We start from the raw sequence: 18,749 nt of genomic DNA, 5'->3' as shown, positions 1-18,749 counted from the left end.
AGCCGCCGGAACCTTATGCCGTGTTGAGGGTGAGGCGCCAGTCCCAGCGAAGCGGATCGCCGTCCATCACCTCGACCCCCCGGTCGATCAAGGCGTCGCGTATCTCGTCAGACAGGGCGAAGTCCTTTTCGGCGCGCGCCTGCTGGCGACGGTCCAGTTCGGCTTCGATCTCTTCGGGCGCGATCGCCGCGTCCCCGGGCCGGATGCGCAGGTCTGCGCGGCCGATGGTCAGCAGGTTGAGGCCCAGCGCCTGGTCGAAGGCCGCGAGCAGGCAGAGCTTCTCGTCCACCGGCACCTTCTTGATGGCGATGGTCTCCTCCAGAAGCGGCAGCGCGCGGGGCGTCATCAGGTCGTCGCTGATCGCCGCGTCGAACTGTTCGAGCAAGGGCGCGAGCTTGGGGTGGAGATTGGCGCGCAGCCAGTCCAGCCGCAGCGACTGCCATGTCACGCCCTCGGCCCGCGCCTTCAGGTTTTCGACACCCATGACGAGGCGTTTCAGGCGGGTGAGCGCTGCGCCGACGCTGTCCGCGCTGAACTCCAACTCGCTGCGATAATGCGCGCCCAGGCACAGCAGGCGGTAGGCAAGCGGATGCACGCCCGCGTCGATCAGCGAGAAGAGAGTGGTGAAGCCGCCCTTGGACTTGCTCATCTTTCCCTGCCGGTCGACGAGGAAATTATTGTGCATCCACCATTTCGCGCCGGTGAAGCCTGCGGTCGCCGCGCCCGCTTCGCTGCAGCAGCCATGGAATGCCTGATTCTGCGCGATTTCATTGGGATGGTGGATTTCGCGATGGTCGATGCCGCCGGTGTGGATGTCGAACGGATGGCCAAGCCGCGCCTCGCTCATCACCGAACATTCGAGGTGCCAGCCCGGCGCACCCTTGCCCCAGGGTGAGTCCCATTCCATCTGGCGCTGTTCGCCGGGCGGGGACTTGCGCCAGATCGCAAAGTCGCTGGGGTTGCGCTTGCCCGCGACGGGATCGATGCGGGCATGGGCGGCATCGTCGCGCCCCCCGGCCAGCGCGCCATAATCAGGCACGGTGCTGCTGTCGAAATAGAGACCCGTTTCCAGTTCGTAGCAATGGGCCGGCGCGATCTTCTCCGCAAAGGCGATCATCTGCGGGACATAGTCGGTGGCGACCGTCCATTCGCTGGGCGGGATGATGTTGAGGTCGGCGATGTTCTGCTTGAAAGCCTCGGTATAATGCGCCGCTATGTCCCAGATGCTCTTGGCCTGGGCACGGGCGGCGGCTTCCATCTTGTCGTCGCCGGCATCCGCGTCCGACGTCAGATGACCGACATCGGTGATGTTGATGATATGGGTGACGGTGAGCCCCTTCCACAGCAAGGTGCGGCGCAGCGTGTCGGTAAAGACATAGGCGCGCAGGTTGCCGAGATGGGCGTAATTATAGACCGTCGGGCCGCAGCTATAGACGCGGGCGTGGTTCGGCTCGATCGGGGCGAAGGCCTCCACCGTGCGCGTCAGGCTGTTGAACAGGCGCAGAGGCGCATCGGCATGCTGCTGGGCGGGTGTGAACTGGTCGCTCATGGGCGCAGCCATGCGGCGATCGGGCCGAAGCGTCAACCGGCCTTGGCATTTGTAATAAATTGTTGCTGGCGGACCGACGCTCTGCGCCATCCCTTGCAATGGCGCGTTGCCCCACCGATATTGCTTGTGCGGGCCGGGCCCCTCTGGCGGTTGGATGTGACATCCAGCCGCGATGTCGGACCGCATCGAGTGTGCTCGGTGCAGGTTCGTGTGCGTTTGCCCCCCTCTGACGTAGCACGAAGACCGCGCCGGGCCACTCGATCCGTCAAGACTGTTTTTGGATGGAGTGATAACGCCGTGAACAATCCCGTTCGTATGCCGGGCTATGGTGCGAGCCAGACGGCGCAGACCGACGCCGGGCTGCGCGCGCACATGCTGGGCGTTTTCCGCAACATGGGCATCGGCCTGGTAATCACCGGGCTGGTCGCCGCTTTCATCGGCAATACGCCGGCGCTGGCCGCCGCGATCTTCGGCACGCCGCTCAAATGGGTGGCGATCTTCGCGCCGCTGGCCTTCGTGTTCTTCTTCAGCTTCCGCATCGAAAAGATGACGACGGCGGGCGCGCGCATGGCCTTCTACGCCTTTTCGGCGGTGATGGGCGTGTCGCTGGCCAGCATTTTCCTGGTCTTCACCGGCGGGTCGATCGCGCAGGCCTTCTTCTCCGCCGCCGTGATGTTCCTGGCGATGGCGCTGTGGGGCTATACGACCGGGCGCGACCTGTCGAAATTCGGGTCGTTCCTGATCATGGGCCTGATCGGCATATTGGTAGCGAGCCTCATCAATATCTTCATCGGCTCGTCGGCTATGGCGATGGTCATCTCGATCATCGGCGTGGTGGTCTTCACTGGCCTGACCGCCTGGGACGTGCAGCGCATCAAGTCGGAATATTTCGCCTATGCCGGCCATGAAGTCGCGCAGAAGATGCAGGTGATGGGCGCGCTGTCGCTCTACCTGAACTTCGTCAACCTGTTCCAGATGCTGCTCAGCCTGACCGGCGAGCGGGAGTAACCCGGATGCGGGATCAGGCCGCGGTGTCGGCCATGCTCTGCCCGGTCTGTCATGTGGGGCTCTCCATGACGGACCGGCAGGGCGTGGAGATCGACTATTGCCCGCAATGTCGGGGCGTCTGGCTCGACCGCGGTGAACTGGACAAGATCATCGAACGGTCGGCGGGCGGGGTTCCGGCTCCACAGCCGAGCTATCGGCCGGACCGCGACCATCGCGACGACGGGCGATATTATCAGAAGAAGCGGAAGAAGAGCTTTCTCGAAGAGCTGTTCGACTGACGATAAGCGGCCCCGGTGCGGGCCGCTTTTTTTCGGCTTCTTCATAGGTGCTTTCACGGAATGGCGATAAGAGGGGCGGATATGGTCCCATCGGGAGGGATCGCCTTGTTCGAGTGAGTTGCATGCCGGGTATCGAAGGAAAAGAATTTCAGCAGGTTACGCCAGTCATATTGGCCGGTGGATCGGGGACGCGGTTGTGGCCCCTGTCGCGCAAATCCTATCCCAAGCAGTTCGTGCCGCTGCTGGGCGAGGAGACGCTGTTCCGCTCCGTGGTGCGGCGGCTGTCGGGTGCGGGCGAGGGTTTCGCCTTTGGCCGCCCTGTCGTCCTGACCAACGCGGCGTTCCGCTTCATCGTGGCCGAACAACTGGCGCAGGAGGGCGCCGATCCGCGGGCCATCATGATCGAGCCTTCGGTGCGCAACACGGCGCCCGCCATATTGGCGGCGGCCCTGCATTTGATGGCGGACGATCCGCAGGCGGTGATGCTGGTCGCGCCATCGGACCATGTGGTGCCCGATGCAGAGGCCTTCCGTGCGGCGGTGAGCCAAGGCTTGGCGGCGGCGCATGCCGGCGATCTGGTGACTTTCGGCATTCAGCCGACACGGCCGGAAACCGGCTATGGCTATTTGCAGGTCGTCGCCCGGCCGGATGGATCGGGCGAACCGATCAAGCTGGCGCGCTTTGTCGAAAAGCCCGATGCGGTTCGTGCGGCGGAGATGCTGGCGAGCGGCGATCATCTCTGGAATGCGGGGATTTTCCTGTTTGCGGCGAAGGATCTGGTCGCCGCCTTCGAGGCCCATGCGCCCGACGTGCTGGCGGCGGTGCGGCCGGCGGTCGAGGCGGCGGAAGGCGATCTGGGCTTTTTGCGGCTGGCGGCGCAAGCATGGGACAGCGCGCCGGACATTTCCATCGATTATGCCGTCATGGAGCGGGCCGACAATCTGTCGGTCGTGCCCTATGGCTCTGGCTGGTCCGACCTGGGCGGCTGGGATGCGGTGTGGAGCCATGCCGGTCCGGATACGGCCGGAGTGACGGTGAGCGGCGGGGCGACGGCGATCGATTGCAGCGATACGCTGCTGCGGTCCGACAGTGAAGGCATGGAACTGGTCGGCATCGGGCTCAGCAACATCATTGCGGTGGCGATGAACGACGCGGTGCTGATCGCGGACAAGGCGCGCTCGCAGGATGTGAAGCTGGCCGTCGAGGCGCTCAAGAATAAGGGCGCCGCGCAGGCGGAAAGTTTCCCCAAGGATCACCGGCCATGGGGTTGGGTGGAGGGCCTGCTGGCGGGCGAGCGCTTCCAGGTGAAGCGGATCGTCGTGCAGCCGGGGCAGTCATTGAGCCTGCAGAGCCATTTCCATCGGTCGGAACATTGGATCGTCGTCGAAGGGACGGCCAAGGTCACGGTGAATGAAGAGGTGACGCTGCTGACGGAAAACCAGTCGCTTTATGTCCCGGCGGGGGCGAAGCATCGGGTCGAGAATCCGGGGAAGATTCCCGTCGTGTTCATCGAAGTGCAGACGGGAACCTATCTGGGGGAAGACGACATCGTTCGGTATGAGGACCGGTACGCGCGGGGGTGAATTCCCGGCGCGCCGCGCCTTCAAGGATTAGAGCCAATCGACATTCAGAAGATGACGAGCCGAAAATGGTGGTTTTCCGTGACCCGGCGCGCAGCCTACTCAAAGTAGGTGAGCACCGGAAGCACGGAAAAGCGTCATTTGCAGGCCGTCGGGGCTGAATGTCGATTGGCTCTAGTGCGCCGCGCCCCAGCTTGGGCCGTGGCCGATTTCGACGCCCAGCGGCACGCTCAGCTTCACGATCGGTTCGGCGGCGCCTTCCATGACGCGGCGGATGACGGTGCTGGCCTGTTCCACATCGCCTTCCGGCAGTTCGAAGACAAGTTCGTCGTGCACTTGCAGCAGCATCTTGACCTGATGCAGCCCTTCCGCCGCGAGCGCCGGGCCCATGCGGGCCATGGCGCGCTTGATGATGTCGGCGCTGGTGCCCTGTATAGGTGCGTTGATCGCGGCTCGTTCGGCGCCTTGTCGTTCATGCTGGATCGACGCCTTGATGCGCGGGAACCATGTCTTCCGGCCGAACAGCGTTTCCGTATAGCCCCTTGAGCGCGCCTTTTCGATCGTGTCGGTGATGTAGAGGCTGATGCCGGGGAAGCGTTCATAATAGCGGCTGATCATGTCCTGCGCTTCGTCGGCGCTGATCTCCAGCCGTCCGGCGAGGCCCCAGCGGCTGATGCCGTACAGGATGGCGAAATTGATCGTCTTGGCCCGGCCGCGCGTGTCGCGGTTGACCTCCCCGAAGAGTTGCTGGGCAGTGGCGGCGTGGATGTCCTCGCCGTTCGCGAACGCCTCCTTCAGCGCGGGCACGTCCGCCATGTGCGCGGCGAGGCGCAGTTCGATCTGGCTATAGTCCGCCGCCAGGATGACATTGCCCGGCTCCGCGACGAAGGCGTGGCGGATTTGCCGGCCGACTTCAGTGCGGATCGGGATGTTCTGGAGATTGGGGTCGGTCGAGGACAGGCGGCCGGTCTGTGCGCCGGACAGGCTGTAGCTGGTATGGACGCGGCTGGTGTCCCTGTTGATCTGGGCCTGAAGCGCGTCGGTATAGGTCGACTTGAGCTTGGAAAGCTGCCGCCAGTCGAGCACCTTGCCCGCGATTTCCGCGCCCTGGGCCTTGAGCTGCTCCAGGATGGTGACGTCGGTCGAATAGGCGCCGGACTTGCCCTTCTTTCCGCCCTTGTAGCCCATTTTGTCGAACAGGATCGCGCCAAGCTGTTGCGTGGAGCCGATGGCGAAGGGTTGGCCGGCGAGGCCGTGGATTTCGCCTTCCAGCTTGGCGATCTCGGCAGTGAACTCGGCGGAGAGGCGGGAGAGCGCCTCGCGGTCGACCTTGATGCCTTCATGCTCCATCTTCGCGATCACCGCGACGAGCGGGCGGTCGACCAGTTCATAAACGCGGGTCGCGCCTTCATTCGCGACGCGGCTCTTGAACAGCTTCCACAGGCGCAGCGTGACGTCGGCATCCTCGGCGGCATATTCGGTCGCCTTGTCGAGGGGGACTTCCGCGAAGCTGATCTGGCTCTTGCCGGTGCCGCAGACATCCTTGAAGCTGATGCATATATGATTGAGGTGCACCTTCGCCGCCTCATCCATGCCGTGGCCTGCGAGGCTCTGGCCCGCGTCGAGGTCGAAGCTCATGACGATGGTGTCGTCATAGGGGAAGATCTCTATGCCATGGCGGCGCAGGACCGTGATGTCATATTTGAGGTTCTGGCCGATCTTGAGGACGCTGTCATCCTCCAGCAGCGGCTTGAGTTTCGCGAGGACGAGGGCGAGGGGAAGCTGGTCGGGCTTTTCCGCGAACATGTCCTTGCCGCCATGGCCGACCGGGATATAGCAGGCGGCGTTGGGGCCGACGGCGAGGCTGACGCCGACCAGCGCGCAGGACACGCAGTCGAGCATGTCCGTCTCCGTATCGACGGCGACCAGCCCCTCGGCATGGGCGGCGGCGATCCAGCGGTCGAGCGCGTCCTCCGTCACCACCGTTTCGTAGAGGCTGCGGTCGATCGGCGGTTCCTCCTCCAGCACCGGGGCGGCGGGAGCGGCGAGTTCGGTGACGGCGGCGGCGGCGGTCGCGACCGCCACGGCCGCGGCGGGCGCGCCGGCGCGGGCGAGCAGCGACTTGAAGCCGTGATGTTCGAGGAAGGCCTGCAGCGGCTCCAGCGGAATGCCCTTCAGCGTCAGGTCGTCGAGCGGCTCGGGCAGGTCCATGGCGTCATGCAGCGCGACGAGCCGGCGCGACAGGCGGGCCATGTCGGCATGTTCGATGAGATTTTCCTGCATCTTCGATTTCTTCATCGAAGGGGCAGCTTCGAGCGCGGCTTCCAGGCTGCCATATTCGGTGATCAGCTTGGCGGCGGTCTTGGGGCCGATGCCTGGGATGCCGGGGACATTGTCGACGCTGTCGCCCATCAGGGCGAGCACGTCGCCAAGCTGTTCCGGCTGGACGCCGAATTTCGCCATGACATAGTCGGCGCCGCGCCGCTCATTCTTCATCGTGTCGTACATGTCGACGCCGGGCTGGATCAGCTGCATCAGGTCCTTGTCGGAGCTGACGATGGTGACGTGCCAGCCCGCCGCGACGGCAGCTTTCGTGTAGCTGGCGATGATGTCGTCGGCCTCGAACCCCGCTTCCTCGATGCAGGGGAGGGAGAAAGCGCGGGTGGCGTCGCGGATCATCGGGAATTGCGGGACCAGATCCTCCGGCGGCGGCGGGCGGTTCGCCTTGTAGGCGTCGTACATGTCGTTGCGGAAGGTGTGGCTGCCCTTGTCCAGCACCACGGCGAGATGGGTGGGGCCTTCCGCCTTGCCCAGTTCGTCGGCCAGCTTCCAGAGCATGGTGGTATAGCCATAGACCGCGCCGACGGGCTGGCCATGCCTGTTGGTGAGCGGCGGAAGCTGGTGATAGGCGCGGAAGATATAGCCGCTGCCGTCGACGAGATAGAGATGATTCTGGGCCATGGGGGGAGGGGATAGCGGGTTAGGGCGCGCGCCTCCAGTGGGGTTGTCGGTGTAGGAGGCGGGTTCCCGGTTCGGGGCGGGGGTGATGTGTTGGAAAGGGCGGAAATCCGCCATTTTCGGGTCGAAGTTCACAGTGTATGCGCGCGCGTGCCTAAGCGCGCGTGGGCGTGAGAGGGGATGGGTCGGACGTTTCAAAGAGGGTGGTGGGATAAGCGGGTCGGCGCGGAATAGGACAGGTCTGATCGGCCCCTGTTGGAGAAATAGGATGCTTTTGGAGCTTTCTGTGGTTTTCGGGTAACGCCTGATCGAAGGCTGCCACTCAGGCGCTGGAGGTGGGGTTTGGAAACGACCACGAATTGCCATTCTGTTCCAGAAGCGGAATGCCCGAAAGCGGCCGTCAGCTTCACCTTCATGCTAAACCATACTGAATTATTGAGGTGGAACGCCTACTGCGCCCGTGCCAAAGCCGCTTTGAGTGACAGTGCGCCCGAATTTGTCGATGTAGCTCGGTGCAGCCACTCCGGGGTGGTTTCCGTCCGCGCCGCTCAACCGAGCAAACACCAATGCCACGTCGGCCGTATAGCAACGCTTAGGTTTACCCGATCTACAGGCTGACGGGTGAACCGGGGCGTCAACCGGCCGCGCGAACAACGTCACGCTTTCTGCGCCGGAGGAACGGTTTTGCCGACCTACAGCATCATGAATTTCAACATAGCGATGGCCATCTGCCCGTGCCATTTCGGCAGCGCGGTAAATCGCGAAATCTGCTGCGGTCGCTTGGCTATGTCCGCTGACGCCGCCGGTGATTTCCCAGAATCCGTCCTTTGCAATCTTGTCCTTGAAGCCGTGCCCACGCCCGTCCATCGGGCCATAACGACCGCTTTCATCATCGCGCGCATAAGCGCTACAAGGAACACTCATGGCAAAAACAGCTAAAAGGAGGGCGGCGCGCACATCATTCTCCGACAAGGATGCGCACAGCACCTATATGCCATTTCCTAATGTCCGGTAACGATCAGAGCGGTGCTAATAGCTGCTCGTCTTCTAACCACCCAAGGCAGCCGGGTTGGTTCAATGCTTGCCGGGCTTGTTCGACGTCCCCGGTGCTGTCGGGTTGATCAACTGCGCGCCTGCGGGGAGGCTGGTGCCGCCCATGTCGAGCTTGCGCGCTTCGGTCCGGGCCATGGTCATGGGGTTGTCGCGTTCCTTGATCGCGGCCCTGGTTTCGGCGTCGGGCTGTTCGTCCGCATCGCCGTCGTTCGCGCCGCGGCTCCAGCCCAGGATGATCGACATGCGCCGGTTGCGCGGGTCGTAGACGTCGCCCTTCGCGAAGGGTTCGCGGTCGGCCACGCCCTCGATCCGGGCGAAGCGGTCGTTGCCGATGCCGCTGGCGGCGAGCGCCTTGCGCGTCGCTTCGGCGCGGGCGGAGGAGAGCATCCAGTTGTTCATCGTCTGGCCCGCGCTGTATGGCAGGCCGTCGGTGTGTCCGCGCACGATCAGCGGATTGGGCATGGTCCGGATCGTTGCCGCGACCTCGTTCACCAGTTCCCGCGCCTGCGGCAGCAGGCGGTCGGTGCCCATGGCGAACATCGCGAAGTCCGCTTCGTCTATCAGGTCGATGCGCAGCCCTTCGCGCGTTTCGGTGAAGCGGATGTTCTTCAGCAGCTTGCGGATGCCCTGGCGGCGGGCCATGCGCGCCTCCAGTTCCTTCCTGATCGATTCGAACTTCACCCGGTCGGCGGCCTTGGTGGCCTTGCCGCCCTGGTCCTTCGTGCCCGATGCGTCGCGCGGGATGGTGATGGCGAGATTGCCCTGACCGCCCGTGGTCGGATAATTTTCCTTCGCCGTCATGCTGTCGCCGCCGAACATGCCGTTCGACCCGGCCGAACCTTCCTTGAGCTGCACCAGGGTCGGCGTGAAATAGTCGGCCAGCCCCTTGCGCTGCTTTTCCGTGGTCGCGCCCAGCAGCCACATCAGCAGGAAGAAGGCCATCATCGCCGTCACGAAGTCGGCATAGGCGACCTTCCACGCGCCGCCATGATGGCCGCCATGACCGTCGACGATGATCTTCTTGACGATGATCGGTCTGGGTTCGGGCTCGTTCGCGCCGCGCTTCTTCTCGGCCATGGCTTATTTGCCCCGCATGCCGTCGAACACTTCGGCGAAGGCCGGCTGGTTCGCATGGGTCAGGCTGGAGCGCGCGGCCTCGATCACCAGCGGCTGCGGATGGCCGTGCAGGGAGGCGACGATGATCTGCTTGACGACATGGTACATGGACCCGTCCGCCTCGATCACGGCGCGGCAGCGATTGGCGAAAGGGTTGACCATGCCATAGGCGAGCAGAACGCCCAGGAAGGTGCCGACCAGCGCCGAACCGATCATGCCGCCCAGGATCGCCGGGGGCTGGTCGATCGAGCCCATGGTCTTCACCACGCCCAGCACCGCCGCGACGATGCCGAGGGCAGGCAATGCGTCCGCCAGCCCCTGGAGGTTGTCCGCAGGACGCAGCGCTTCATGATGATGGGTCTTGAGCGCATTATCCATGACTTCCTCGACCGCATGGGGATCGAGCGTGCCGGAGGAGACGACCACCAGACGCAGCGTGTCGCTGATCAGGTGGATCAGCGTCTTGTCGCCCATCAGGCGCGGATATTCGGAAAAGATGGTCGAGCTGGCCGGGTCCTCGATATGCGGTTCCAGCGCCACCGGCCCTTCGACGCGCAGCGTCTTCATCAGCTTGGAGACGAGGAAGATGCAGTCGAGAAAGTCCTGCTTCTTGTATTTCGGGCCCTTGAACACCTTGCCCAGGCCGCCGCCCAGCGCCTTCAGGTCCGAGCCCGAATTGCCGATGATCAGCGCGCCGACGGCCGCGCCGCCGATGATGATCATTTCGTGTGGAAGCGCGTGCAGAACCGGGCCGATGTCGCCGCCTGTAAAGATGAAGCCGCCGAACACCATGGCGAGCAGCACGACCAGGCCGATGATTGCGAACATGATTATCCCCGAAATTCTGCCCGAAGGCGCCGTCTTGATCGAAGCATCGCATGAAAGACGCTCTCGATTGGTTAATACGGCTTGGCGATGCCGTGGTTTAGGGCGCGACCGAAAAATCGATGGCGATGTTTCCGGGCGAAAGATCCTTCTGTTTCGGAAGGTTCGTCCAAGCCATGGCGTGTTCCTGCCCGGGCAGGAACATGATGACCATGGGATCGCTTCAGGCGCCTATTTGATCAGGTCGAACAGGGTCTGCTGGTTGATCCGGGCGAAGGCGGACTGCGCCGCCTCAAGCTGGAGCAGCTTGGCCGATACCGAGGAGATCACATCCTGCAGGTCGGTCGATTCCAGGCCTGCGCGCCGTTCCTTGAGGTCGAGGTCGACATTGGTGAGGCGCGTGCCGATCACGTCCAGCCGGTCGCTGCGCACGCCCTGCTTGGTCTGTTCCAGGACGATGTGGTTCTGGGCCGCCTTGATCGCGTCGAGCCCGGCCGCGACGTCGCTGTCGGTCCCGCTTTGCAGCGCGGCGATGCTCTGGCCCAATATGGCGTCGAGCGTCATCGGCGTGCCGTTGACGTCGATCCCTTCGGACACTTCCTGCCGCGTGCCGACCACCGCGAGGTTGAGGCCGCGGCTGACCGGGACCAGCACGCTCTGCCCATCGTCGAAGGCGGGTACGCCGCTGTAATCCTTCTGGTTCAACAGCGAATCGATGGTCGACCGGATCGTCGTCATTTCCTGGACGATGGCCGTCTTGTCGGTCGTGCTGAGCGATCCGTTGCGGGCGCGCGTCATCAATTCCTGCGCGCGCGTCAGCAGGGAGTTCATCTCGCCCAGATTGGCCTCTGCCGTGTTGGCGCGGGCCGTGCCGGTGCTGATATTCGACTGCCAGGCGGCCTGTTGCGCCTGCGCCCGGCCGATGTCCGACACCTGCACCCAGGCGAGCGCGTCGTCCGACGGCTTGTTCAGCGTCTGGCCGGTCGAGATGGCGGTCTGGCCATCGACGATGTCCTGCGACAATTTCTGCTGACGGCGAATCTCGGCCAGAAGGATCTTGTTGGTGATGCCGACCATGGTCCCGTTGCTCCCGTTCAGATGATCTGCAGAATGGCGTCGACGGTTTCCTTCGCGACCTGAAGGATCTTGGCGCTGCCCGAATAGGCCTGCTGGATGCGCAGCAGTTCGGCCGCCTCCATGTCGAGGTCGACGCCGCTTACCGCTTCGCGGGCGGCCACGGCCTGATCGCTGCGGTTCTGCGCCGTGGTCTGCTCCGCCTTGGTGGAGGAAAGCAGGTTGGCGTGGGTGGCGATCAGGTTGGTCCAGCCCTGTTCGACGCTGCCATTGCCGCGCAGCACGGTCGATACGGTCAGCAGATTGCCGTTGGGCGTGCCGTCGGCGGCCTTGGTCGCAAGCTGCGCCGGGTCGGTGATGAGGGCGGCGACGGTCGCAGCCGTCGTTCCGGACAGCAGCGGCGCGCCCGCCGCGCCCGGACTGCCGTTGGTCAGCCCCTGCGCATGCCAGTTGTTCATATTGGCGACGAACTGCTGCGCCAGCGTGTCGAGGCTGGTGCGGCGCTGCGACACCGTGCCGGCGGCGGAGAACAGCCCGCCCAGCGTGCCGCTCGTCGGCGCGGCCAGGGCGGCGCCGCCGCCGGTCGCAAGCGCCAGCGTGCCGTTGGTGTTGACGGTGAGGGCCAGCGGTGTGGCGCTGCTCCCCTGCACCAGCGTCTGGCCGTTCAGCGTCACCTGCGCCTGGTCATGCGTGCCGAAGCCGATGTCGATGTTGAGATTGGTGGACAGCGTGCCCAATGCCGCGTCGCGGCTGTCGAGCAGTTGCGCATAGGCCGATGTGCCCGGCTGCGCGCGCAGCAGGCTGTTGTTGATGTCCGCGAGGGCGGAGAGGGCCTGGTTGATCGTCGTCACCGAAGCCTGCGCCTCGGTCGCGATGCCGCTGGACACCTGCACCAGGTCGGCCGAGGTCTGGTTGAAGGCCTGGGCGACGCGGCTGATGCTGTCCAGCGTCGTCACCCGCAGGGAGTTGTCGGTGGGGCTGGCGGCCAGCTTGTCCATGTTCTGGAACATGCCGGTCATGAGCTGGCCGATGCCGGTTTCCGTGTCGTTGAGCGCCGTTTCCGAATCGGTCAGCCAGCGCATCCGCGCGACCGCGCTGCCAAGCTGCATGTTGGTGTAGCGCACCGTCGCGTCGAGATAGGGATCGGTCGCGCGGTTGACGCTCTTGACCTCCGTCCCGCCGAAATTGGCGCGGGAGATGTAGACGGCCATGGTGGCGGTGGACGAACCGGATTCGATGGTCGTCACCGAACGGCGGGAATAGCCCTCCGTGCTGGCATTGGCGATATTCTCGGAAATCGCGGCCATGGCGGTCCGATAGGCCTTGGTGCCCGACGCGCCGATGATGAAGAGGTCGCTCATTCGGCCTTATCCGCGGCATTTGGGCCGGCAGGCGCGACGGCTTTGGCGCCGAACTGGCGCATCAGCATCTCCGCTATGCCCAGCGTGCCGTGGCTCGCCATGCTGTCGGCGGTGCGGGCGTCGGCCATGTCGCGGAACTGGTCGGTGGCGCTGGAATCGCTGATGCCCTCCGCCAGGCTGGCCGAGCGCATCGCGCCCATCATCTGGCGCAGGAAGATCGCCTCGAACTGCTGCGCCGCCTTTTGCAGCGCGGCCCTGTCCTGCGTTCCGCCCGCCGGGGCCGTCGTTCCCGAAGTCGCACCAATCCGCATCACAACACCACCAGTTCAGCCTTGAGCGCGCCTGCCTGCTTGAGCGCTTCGAGGATCGCGACCATGTCCGCGGGGGAGGCGCCGATGGCGTTCACCGCTTTGACTATATCGGCCAGAGAGGCTCCACCTTTAAAATTAATCATCGGTTTCTTTTCCTGATCGATCGAAATCGAACTGGATTGCTCCACCGCCGTCTGCCCTTGCGAGAAGGGAGCGGGCTGGACGATGCGGGGGGATTCGTTGACGCTGACGGTGATTTTCCCGTGCGCGATGGCGGCGGGATGGATCTTCACCGCGCCGTTGATGACGACGGTGCCGGTGCGGGCGTTGACGATCACCTTGGCCGGGGCGTCGGCGGGCGAAATCTCGATATTCTCGATCATGCCCATCATCATGATGCGGTCGGTGGCGCCCGGCGCGGCGTCGATGGTGATCGACACGGCGTCCACGGCCTTGGCGCGATGGTCGCCATAGGTGCGGTTGATGCCGTCCGCCACCCTGAGGGCCGTGGTGAGGTCGGCTTCGGACAGGTTGAAGGTCAGCGTCGGAGCGGTGTCGAAGCCGGTCGCGACCGCGCGCTCCACCGTCGCGCCGCCCGGGATGCGGCCGGCGGAAGGAATGTTGACCGACACCTGGCTGCCGTCCGCGCCGGACACGCCCAGGCCGCCGACGGCGAGATTGCCCTGCGCCATGCCGTAAATTTCGTTATCCGCGCCGCGCAGCGGGGTCATGATCAGCGTGCCGCCGCGCAGCGACTTCGCCTTGCCCAGTGCGGAGACGGTGACGTCGAGGCGCTGGCCGGGCTTGGCGAAGGCGGGCAGGTCCGCCGTCACCAGCACCGCCGCCGCATTTTTGAGAGCCGGGTTGATGCCCTGCGGCAGCGTCAGGCCGAAGCGCGAGACGACGCCCTTCATGCCCTGCGTCGCATAGTCCAGGCTGTCGTCGCCCGTGCCCGCCAGGCCGACGACGATGCCGTAGCCGGTGAGCTGGTTGGGGCGCACGCCCTGGAAATTGCCGAGGTCCTTGATCCGCTCCGCATGGGCCGGGGCTGCGATCAGGGTGAGGGCGGTGAGAAGGGCGAGTATTACGCGACGCGCTAAACGCTTGCCCAACCACACGCCGTCATTCCCGCGAAGGCGGGAATCCATCTCCCGACGTTGCACCAGACGCGAGGTCCGGAGATGGATTCCCGCCTGCGCGGGAATGACGAAGTTGGGGAGGCGGGCGAAGGACGTCATGGCGTGCATGTCCATCAGAAGGGGCTGATCATGGAGAAGAAGCGCTGCAGCCAGCCCTGGCGGCTGGCGCGGGCGATTTCCCCCTTGCCGGTGTAGATGATCTTCGCGTCGGCCACGCGGGTCGAGGCGATGCGGTTGTCCGGGCCGATGTCGGCCTGGCGGACGAGGCCGCTGATCTGGATATATTCGTCGCCGCGGTTGAGCGTCAGCGCCTTTTCGCCCTTCACCAGCATCGTGCCGTTGGGATAGGTCGCCGCGATGGTCACGGTGATTTCGCCGTTGAGCGCATTGGACTGGGTGGCGGCGCCCTTGCCGGTGAAGCTGTTGCTGCCGCTGGAGCCGATGTCGCTGGCGGAGAAGATCTTGGACAGCGGGCCGGTGCTGGGCGGGGTCAGGGCGATGCTGCCGTCGCGGCTGGTGTCGGCGCTGTTGCTCTTGGTCGCCTGGGTCCGTTCGACCAGCACGATGGTGATGATGTCGCCCACGCCGGTCGCCCGCGCCCCGCTGGTGAGCGGGGTATAGCCCATCGACGCCTGGAAGATCGAACCGTTGGCGGCCGGGGCGGCAGGGGCGGCAACGACCGTGGGGGCATAAAATTGCCGTTCGGCATCGCGCTTCTTGCCGGCCATGGCCGGGGAGGCGGCGAGGGCGGTTCCGAAGAGGAAGAAAATGGCCGTTCTGCGCATCATCCGGCTCACAACTGCTGGTTGACGTACTGGAGCATTTCGTCGGTCGCCTTGATCATCTTGGAATTGACCTCATAGGCGCGCTGGGTCTCGATCATGTCGACCAGTTCCTCGACCACGTTGACGTTCGAGGTTTCGAGATAGCCGGAGCGGACGACGCCGCGCCCGTCCAGCCCCGCGACGCCGACCTGCGGCGTGCCGCTGGCGGCGCTTTCCTTCAGCAGATTGCCGCCGACCGCCTGAAGGCCGCCCGGGTTCATGAAGCTCGCCAGTTCGATCTGGCCGAGCTGGGTCGGTTCGGCCTGCCCCTGAAGCGTGGCGGAGACGGTGCCGTCATTGCCGATGGTGACGCTGGTGGCGCCTTCCGGAACCGTGATCTGCGGGATCAGCGGCAGCCCTTCGCTGGTGACGACGACGCCTTCCGCCGTGGTCGTGAAATTGCCGGCGCGGGTATAGGCGATGGAGCCGTCCGGCTGCTGCACCTGGAAATAGCCCGAACCCTCTATCGCCATGTCCAGCGTGTTGCCGGTCTGGTTGAGCGTGCCCTGGCTGTTGATCTTGGCCGTGCCCTGCATCGCGACGCCCGAGCCGAGGTTGAGGCCGGTGGCGAACTTGTTCTCGCTGTCGCTGTTCGCGCCCGCGGCCACGATCTGCTGATAGGCCAGCGTTTCGAAATCGGCGCGATCGCGCTTGAAGCCGGTGGTGTTGACGTTCGCCAGGTTGTTGGCGATCACGCGCATCTTCGTGTTCTGCGCGTCAAGGCCGGTGCGGGCGACATGAAGGGCTGCGTTGGTCATGGCTCAAAATCTCCGTAGGGCCGTCAGGCTTGCCTGTCGAAAAGCAAGAGCCGTGCCAAATTAACCATCAGTCCAGGCGCATCAGCGATGCGCCGCCATCGTCGAGCTGCTTGGCGGTGTCGATCATCTTGACCTGGGTTTCCCAGGCGCGGCTCGCCTCGATCATCTGCACCAGCGCTGAGGTGGCGTTGACGTTCGACCCTTCCAGCGATCCGCCGGTCACGCTGGCGAGCGGATCGTCGGGCAGCGCGCCGCCATTGGCTTCGCGGAACAGCCCGTCCGTGCCCTTGGCGATGCTGGAGCCGACCGGGCTGACCAGCTTCAGCTTGTCCACCTGTTGCGGATTGGCGGGGTCGCCGCCCTGCGGCACGCCCCAGATGCTGCCGTCTTTCGCGATGGAGATGCTGTCCATCTGCGGCAGGGTGATGGGGCCGCCTTCGCCCAGCACGGGCAGGCCGTCGCCGGTGGTCAGCAGGCCGCTGTCGCTGACCTTCAGGTCGCCGCGGCGCGTATAGGCTTCGCTGCCGTCCGCGGCCTGAACGGCGAGCATCGCATCGCCGTTCATGGCCACGTCCAGCGGATTGCCGGTTTCGGTGACCGCGCCTTGCGCCATGTCGGCGGCGATCACCTGTTCGGACGCCTGCGCCCGCGTGTCGAAGGTGCTGCCCTTGATCCAGCGCGTCTCGGCATTGGCGATTTCCGCGCGGAAGCCGGTGGTGTTGACGTTCGCCAGATTGTTGGAGATCGCCGCCTGCCGCGCCATCGCGCCGCGCATCGCGGTGAGTGCCGTGTTGACGAGCCGGTCCATGGGGGTGTCCTGTTGTTGACTGCGGGCGCTGATTTATTTCCGTCACCCCCGCGGAGGCGGGGATCCATCTTCCAGCGTTGCCGCTTTGTGCGAGGTCGGGAGATGGGTTCCCGCTTTCGCGGGAATGACGGTTCAATTCATGCGGAAGCTTAGGTCCGCATGTTGACGATGGTGGTCGACAGCGTGTTCGCCGCCTCGATCGCCTTCGAGTTCGCCTGGAAATTGCGCTGGGCGGAGATGAGGTTCACCAGTTCCTCGGTGATGTCGACATTGGAGCGTTCCAGCGCGCCGGAGCGGACCGAGCCGAACAGGCCGCTATTGCCGGTGCCCAGCATCGGCGTGCCGCTCGCGTTGGTCGCGGTCCAATGGGCGTCGCCGCTCTGGCGCAGCCCTTCCTGGCTGTTGAACGCGGCGATGGCGGTTGCGCCCAGATAGACGGTGGAACCGTCGGCATAAACGCCGGTGATCTTGCCTTCTTCCGACACGCCCACGCTGGTGAGCTGGTTGCCGGTGCCGCCGTCGGGCCAGTTGGTCGGAATCTTGAGGTCGGTCAGCGATGTCGGGGTCAGGGTGCCCGTCACCGTCGGCGCGCCGGTGGTGGGATCGAGCGGGATCACCTGAAGCCGGGCGCCGGTGGTGTCGACGACATAGCGGTCCTCCTCCACCGAGAAGGCGCCGTTGCGGGTATAGCCCACCTGATTGTCGGCGCTGCGCTTCACCGTGAAGAAGCCTTCGCCGGTGATGGCGAGGTCCAGCGTCTTGTCGGTGGTCTCGATCGTGCCCTGGGTGAACTGCTGGCTGATGCCCTGGGCGCGCACGCCCTGGCCGGCGACCTGCGTCGTGGTCTGCATCGGCGCGGCGGCGAAGATGTCGCCGAACACGGCCTTGCTCTTCTTGAAGGCGGTCGAATTGACGTTGGCGACATTGTTCGCCGTGGTCGACAGGTCGGTCTGGGCGGCCTTCAGGCCGGAAAGCGAGATGTAGAAGGACATGGCGTTGCTCCTTGGGTGAAAAGGAAAATCGGTGTGAAAAGGATTGGTCGGTTAGGCGAGCGAGATGGCGTCGGACGGCGAATAGGTGCCGAGCGCGGTGATCAGCTTGGACGAACTGCCGTCGGCGGGTGACTGGACGGCGGCGATGGTGGCCCAGCTCGCGACGCGGCTGGGGCTGGCGCCGTTGACCTTGATCTTCAGCGCGTCGGTGGCGATGGTGTTGCCGGCTTCATCCTTGCCGTCCCAATAGAAATTGATGTCGCCCTTGGGCTGGTCGCCCAGTTCGATCGTCTTGACGACATTGCCGCTGCCGTCGATCAGGTCGACGCTGGCGCCGCTGGTGGCGTCGGCAAAGCTGACCTGGCCCATATATTGGCCGGCTGCATCGGGCGCGGCGATGTTGCTCTGCACCAGCATCGACTTGCCGATCCAGCTTGCCGCGTCGCCAAGGCGCGATCCGGTCAGTTGCGACGCCAGATTCTTCAGCGTCTGGTTCATTTCCGCGATGCCGCTGCTGTTGGTGATGGTGGCCATCTGCGCGACCATCTGGGCGTTATCGACGGGTTCGAACGGGTCCTGCGTCTGCATCTGCGCGGTCAGCAGGCGCAGGAAATCCGCCTGGCCCATTTCCGACTTGCCCGTGCCGACATTGGCATAGGGGTTATAGACGGACAGGCCCGCGCTGTCGGTGGCGGTCGTGGTCGTCATTTGCCGATCCTTATGGTTTCCATCATCAGGGACTTGGCGGTGTTCAGCACCTGCACGTTGTTCTGGTACATGCGGGCGGTCTCGATCATGTCGACCAGCTCCGCGCTGCTATCCACGGCGGCTTCCCAGACATCGCCATTCTTGTCGGCCAGCGGATGGTTGGGATCGTGGCGCTTGGTGGGCTGCGCATTGGTGGTGACGACATTCTGGACCTTGACGGTCGAGACGCCGGGGCTGTCGGTGACGGACTGGAACACCGGCTTGATCGCGCGATAGGCCTCCGCCGCGCTGCCGGTGACATTGCCCGCGTTCGCCATGTTGGATGCGGTGGCGTTGAGCCGCACGAGCTGCGCGCTCATGGCGCGGCCGGCGATGTCGAAGACGTTCAGGGGGCCATGGCCGCTCAT

General features: G+C 64.7%; 18 protein-coding genes. 3 read left to right on the top strand and 15 right to left on the bottom strand.

What is annotated here, in order from left to right:
• Window positions 1-13 precede the first annotated feature (13 nt).
• On the bottom strand, window positions 14-1,549 hold the full coding sequence (cysS, locus tag K7W03_RS05695) for a cysteine--tRNA ligase (RefSeq protein WP_222885748.1): 1,536 nt from the start codon (window positions 1,547-1,549) through the stop codon (window positions 14-16).
• 315 nt (window positions 1,550-1,864) lie between these two features.
• Between cysS and K7W03_RS05690 the strand changes: the two genes are divergently transcribed.
• The 3 genes from K7W03_RS05690 (at window position 1,865) to K7W03_RS05680 (ending at window position 4,418) form a co-directional block, all read left to right on the top strand.
• Window positions 1,865-2,557, top strand: a complete 693-nt coding sequence (locus tag K7W03_RS05690) for a Bax inhibitor-1/YccA family protein (RefSeq protein WP_044660334.1) — start codon at window positions 1,865-1,867, stop codon at window positions 2,555-2,557.
• Between the two features lie 5 nt (window positions 2,558-2,562).
• The gene (locus K7W03_RS05685; RefSeq protein WP_025552169.1) at window positions 2,563-2,835 is read left to right on the top strand and encodes a zf-TFIIB domain-containing protein; all 273 of its coding nucleotides are present in this window, start codon (window positions 2,563-2,565) and stop codon (window positions 2,833-2,835) included.
• A 122-nt stretch (window positions 2,836-2,957) separates the two neighbouring features.
• Complete coding sequence (locus K7W03_RS05680) at window positions 2,958-4,418, top strand: mannose-1-phosphate guanylyltransferase/mannose-6-phosphate isomerase (protein WP_140042548.1); 1,461 nt, start codon at window positions 2,958-2,960, stop codon at window positions 4,416-4,418.
• Window positions 4,419-4,589: 171 nt separating this feature from the next.
• Here K7W03_RS05680 and polA read toward each other — a convergent pair whose 3' ends face one another.
• From polA to flgC, 14 genes are all read right to left on the bottom strand, one after another.
• Window positions 4,590-7,376, bottom strand: coding sequence for a DNA polymerase I (polA, locus tag K7W03_RS05675; protein WP_222885747.1), 2,787 nt, complete (start codon window positions 7,374-7,376; stop codon window positions 4,590-4,592).
• Between the two features lie 429 nt (window positions 7,377-7,805).
• Window positions 7,806-8,330: a hypothetical protein gene (locus tag K7W03_RS05670; protein WP_137710241.1), complete on the bottom strand. Its 525-nt coding sequence runs from the start codon at window positions 8,328-8,330 to the stop codon at window positions 7,806-7,808.
• Between the two features lie 117 nt (window positions 8,331-8,447).
• Entirely contained in the window at window positions 8,448-9,503 is a 1,056-nt protein-coding gene (locus tag K7W03_RS05665) for a flagellar motor protein MotB (protein WP_061936544.1), read from the bottom strand.
• 3 nt (window positions 9,504-9,506) lie between these two features.
• Window positions 9,507-10,370: a flagellar motor stator protein MotA gene (motA, locus tag K7W03_RS05660; protein ID WP_007682571.1), complete on the bottom strand. Its 864-nt coding sequence runs from the start codon at window positions 10,368-10,370 to the stop codon at window positions 9,507-9,509.
• A gap of 228 nt (window positions 10,371-10,598) precedes the next feature.
• Window positions 10,599-11,444 carry a flagellin gene (locus tag K7W03_RS05655; RefSeq protein ID WP_222885746.1) on the bottom strand — a complete coding sequence of 282 codons (846 nt, stop codon included), beginning with the start codon at window positions 11,442-11,444 and terminating at the stop codon, window positions 10,599-10,601.
• Window positions 11,445-11,461: 17 nt separating this feature from the next.
• Window positions 11,462-12,802 carry a flagellar hook-associated protein FlgK gene (gene flgK, locus K7W03_RS05650; RefSeq protein WP_222885745.1) on the bottom strand — a complete coding sequence of 447 codons (1,341 nt, stop codon included), beginning with the start codon at window positions 12,800-12,802 and terminating at the stop codon, window positions 11,462-11,464.
• On the bottom strand, window positions 12,799-13,113 hold the full coding sequence (locus tag K7W03_RS05645; protein WP_222885766.1) for a rod-binding protein: 315 nt from the start codon (window positions 13,111-13,113) through the stop codon (window positions 12,799-12,801). The genes flgK and K7W03_RS05645 overlap by 4 nt, the downstream gene beginning before the upstream one ends.
• Window positions 13,113-14,351 carry a flagellar basal body P-ring protein FlgI gene (locus K7W03_RS05640; RefSeq protein WP_226869722.1) on the bottom strand — a complete coding sequence of 413 codons (1,239 nt, stop codon included), beginning with the start codon at window positions 14,349-14,351 and terminating at the stop codon, window positions 13,113-13,115. The genes K7W03_RS05645 and K7W03_RS05640 overlap by 1 nt, the downstream gene beginning before the upstream one ends.
• A gap of 14 nt (window positions 14,352-14,365) precedes the next feature.
• On the bottom strand, window positions 14,366-15,040 hold the full coding sequence (locus tag K7W03_RS05635) for a flagellar basal body L-ring protein FlgH (RefSeq protein WP_413469315.1): 675 nt from the start codon (window positions 15,038-15,040) through the stop codon (window positions 14,366-14,368).
• A 5-nt stretch (window positions 15,041-15,045) separates the two neighbouring features.
• Window positions 15,046-15,834, bottom strand: coding sequence for a flagellar basal-body rod protein FlgG (flgG, locus tag K7W03_RS05630; protein ID WP_025548597.1), 789 nt, complete (start codon window positions 15,832-15,834; stop codon window positions 15,046-15,048).
• A gap of 67 nt (window positions 15,835-15,901) precedes the next feature.
• Window positions 15,902-16,642 (bottom strand): flagellar basal body rod protein FlgF, encoded by a 741-nt coding sequence (locus tag K7W03_RS05625; RefSeq protein ID WP_025548595.1) that lies wholly within the window; start codon window positions 16,640-16,642, stop codon window positions 15,902-15,904.
• A gap of 149 nt (window positions 16,643-16,791) precedes the next feature.
• Window positions 16,792-17,634 (bottom strand): flagellar hook-basal body complex protein, encoded by an 843-nt coding sequence (locus K7W03_RS05620; RefSeq protein WP_048576704.1) that lies wholly within the window; start codon window positions 17,632-17,634, stop codon window positions 16,792-16,794.
• Window positions 17,635-17,685: 51 nt separating this feature from the next.
• Window positions 17,686-18,342, bottom strand: a complete 657-nt coding sequence (locus tag K7W03_RS05615) for a flagellar hook assembly protein FlgD (protein ID WP_222885744.1) — start codon at window positions 18,340-18,342, stop codon at window positions 17,686-17,688.
• Window positions 18,339-18,749, bottom strand: a complete 411-nt coding sequence (flgC, locus tag K7W03_RS05610; RefSeq protein ID WP_025548590.1) for a flagellar basal body rod protein FlgC — start codon at window positions 18,747-18,749, stop codon at window positions 18,339-18,341. Before flgC ends, K7W03_RS05615 begins: the two co-directional genes overlap by 4 nt.

The organism is Sphingobium sp. PNB, from assembly GCF_019873065.1.
GTDB lineage: Bacteria > Pseudomonadota > Alphaproteobacteria > Sphingomonadales > Sphingomonadaceae > Sphingobium > Sphingobium fuliginis.
The sequence above is the reverse complement of the archived record's forward strand: the minus strand, read 5'-3'. Positions and strand labels throughout refer to the sequence as shown.

Bases quoted from the DNA above. Each gene is read 5' to 3' on its own strand.
- K7W03_RS05645 (WP_222885766.1), bottom strand. From the start codon at position 13,113: ATGCGGATTGGTGCGACTTCGGGAACGACGGCCCCGGCGGGCGGAACG.
- flgG (WP_025548597.1), bottom strand. From the start codon at position 15,834: ATGACCAACGCAGCCCTTCATGTCGCCCGCACCGGCCTTGACGCGCAG.
- K7W03_RS05680 (WP_140042548.1), top strand. From the start codon at position 2,958: ATGCCGGGTATCGAAGGAAAAGAATTTCAGCAGGTTACGCCAGTCATA.
- K7W03_RS05690 (WP_044660334.1), top strand. From the start codon at position 1,865: ATGCCGGGCTATGGTGCGAGCCAGACGGCGCAGACCGACGCCGGGCTG.
- K7W03_RS05655 (WP_222885746.1), bottom strand. From the start codon at position 11,444: ATGGTCGGCATCACCAACAAGATCCTTCTGGCCGAGATTCGCCGTCAG.
- K7W03_RS05615 (WP_222885744.1), bottom strand. From the start codon at position 18,342: ATGACGACCACGACCGCCACCGACAGCGCGGGCCTGTCCGTCTATAAC.
- K7W03_RS05635 (WP_413469315.1), bottom strand. From the start codon at position 15,040: ATGATGCGCAGAACGGCCATTTTCTTCCTCTTCGGAACCGCCCTCGCC.
- cysS (WP_222885748.1), bottom strand. From the start codon at position 1,549: ATGAGCGACCAGTTCACACCCGCCCAGCAGCATGCCGATGCGCCTCTG.
- polA (WP_222885747.1), bottom strand. From the start codon at position 7,376: ATGGCCCAGAATCATCTCTATCTCGTCGACGGCAGCGGCTATATCTTC.
- K7W03_RS05625 (WP_025548595.1), bottom strand. From the start codon at position 16,642: ATGGACCGGCTCGTCAACACGGCACTCACCGCGATGCGCGGCGCGATG.
- flgK (WP_222885745.1), bottom strand. From the start codon at position 12,802: ATGAGCGACCTCTTCATCATCGGCGCGTCGGGCACCAAGGCCTATCGG.
- K7W03_RS05640 (WP_226869722.1), bottom strand. From the start codon at position 14,351: ATGACGTCCTTCGCCCGCCTCCCCAACTTCGTCATTCCCGCGCAGGCG.
- flgC (WP_025548590.1), bottom strand. From the start codon at position 18,749: ATGAGCGGCCATGGCCCCCTGAACGTCTTCGACATCGCCGGCCGCGCC.
- K7W03_RS05620 (WP_048576704.1), bottom strand. From the start codon at position 17,634: ATGTCCTTCTACATCTCGCTTTCCGGCCTGAAGGCCGCCCAGACCGAC.
- K7W03_RS05665 (WP_061936544.1), bottom strand. From the start codon at position 9,503: ATGGCCGAGAAGAAGCGCGGCGCGAACGAGCCCGAACCCAGACCGATC.
- motA (WP_007682571.1), bottom strand. From the start codon at position 10,370: ATGTTCGCAATCATCGGCCTGGTCGTGCTGCTCGCCATGGTGTTCGGC.
- K7W03_RS05685 (WP_025552169.1), top strand. From the start codon at position 2,563: ATGCGGGATCAGGCCGCGGTGTCGGCCATGCTCTGCCCGGTCTGTCAT.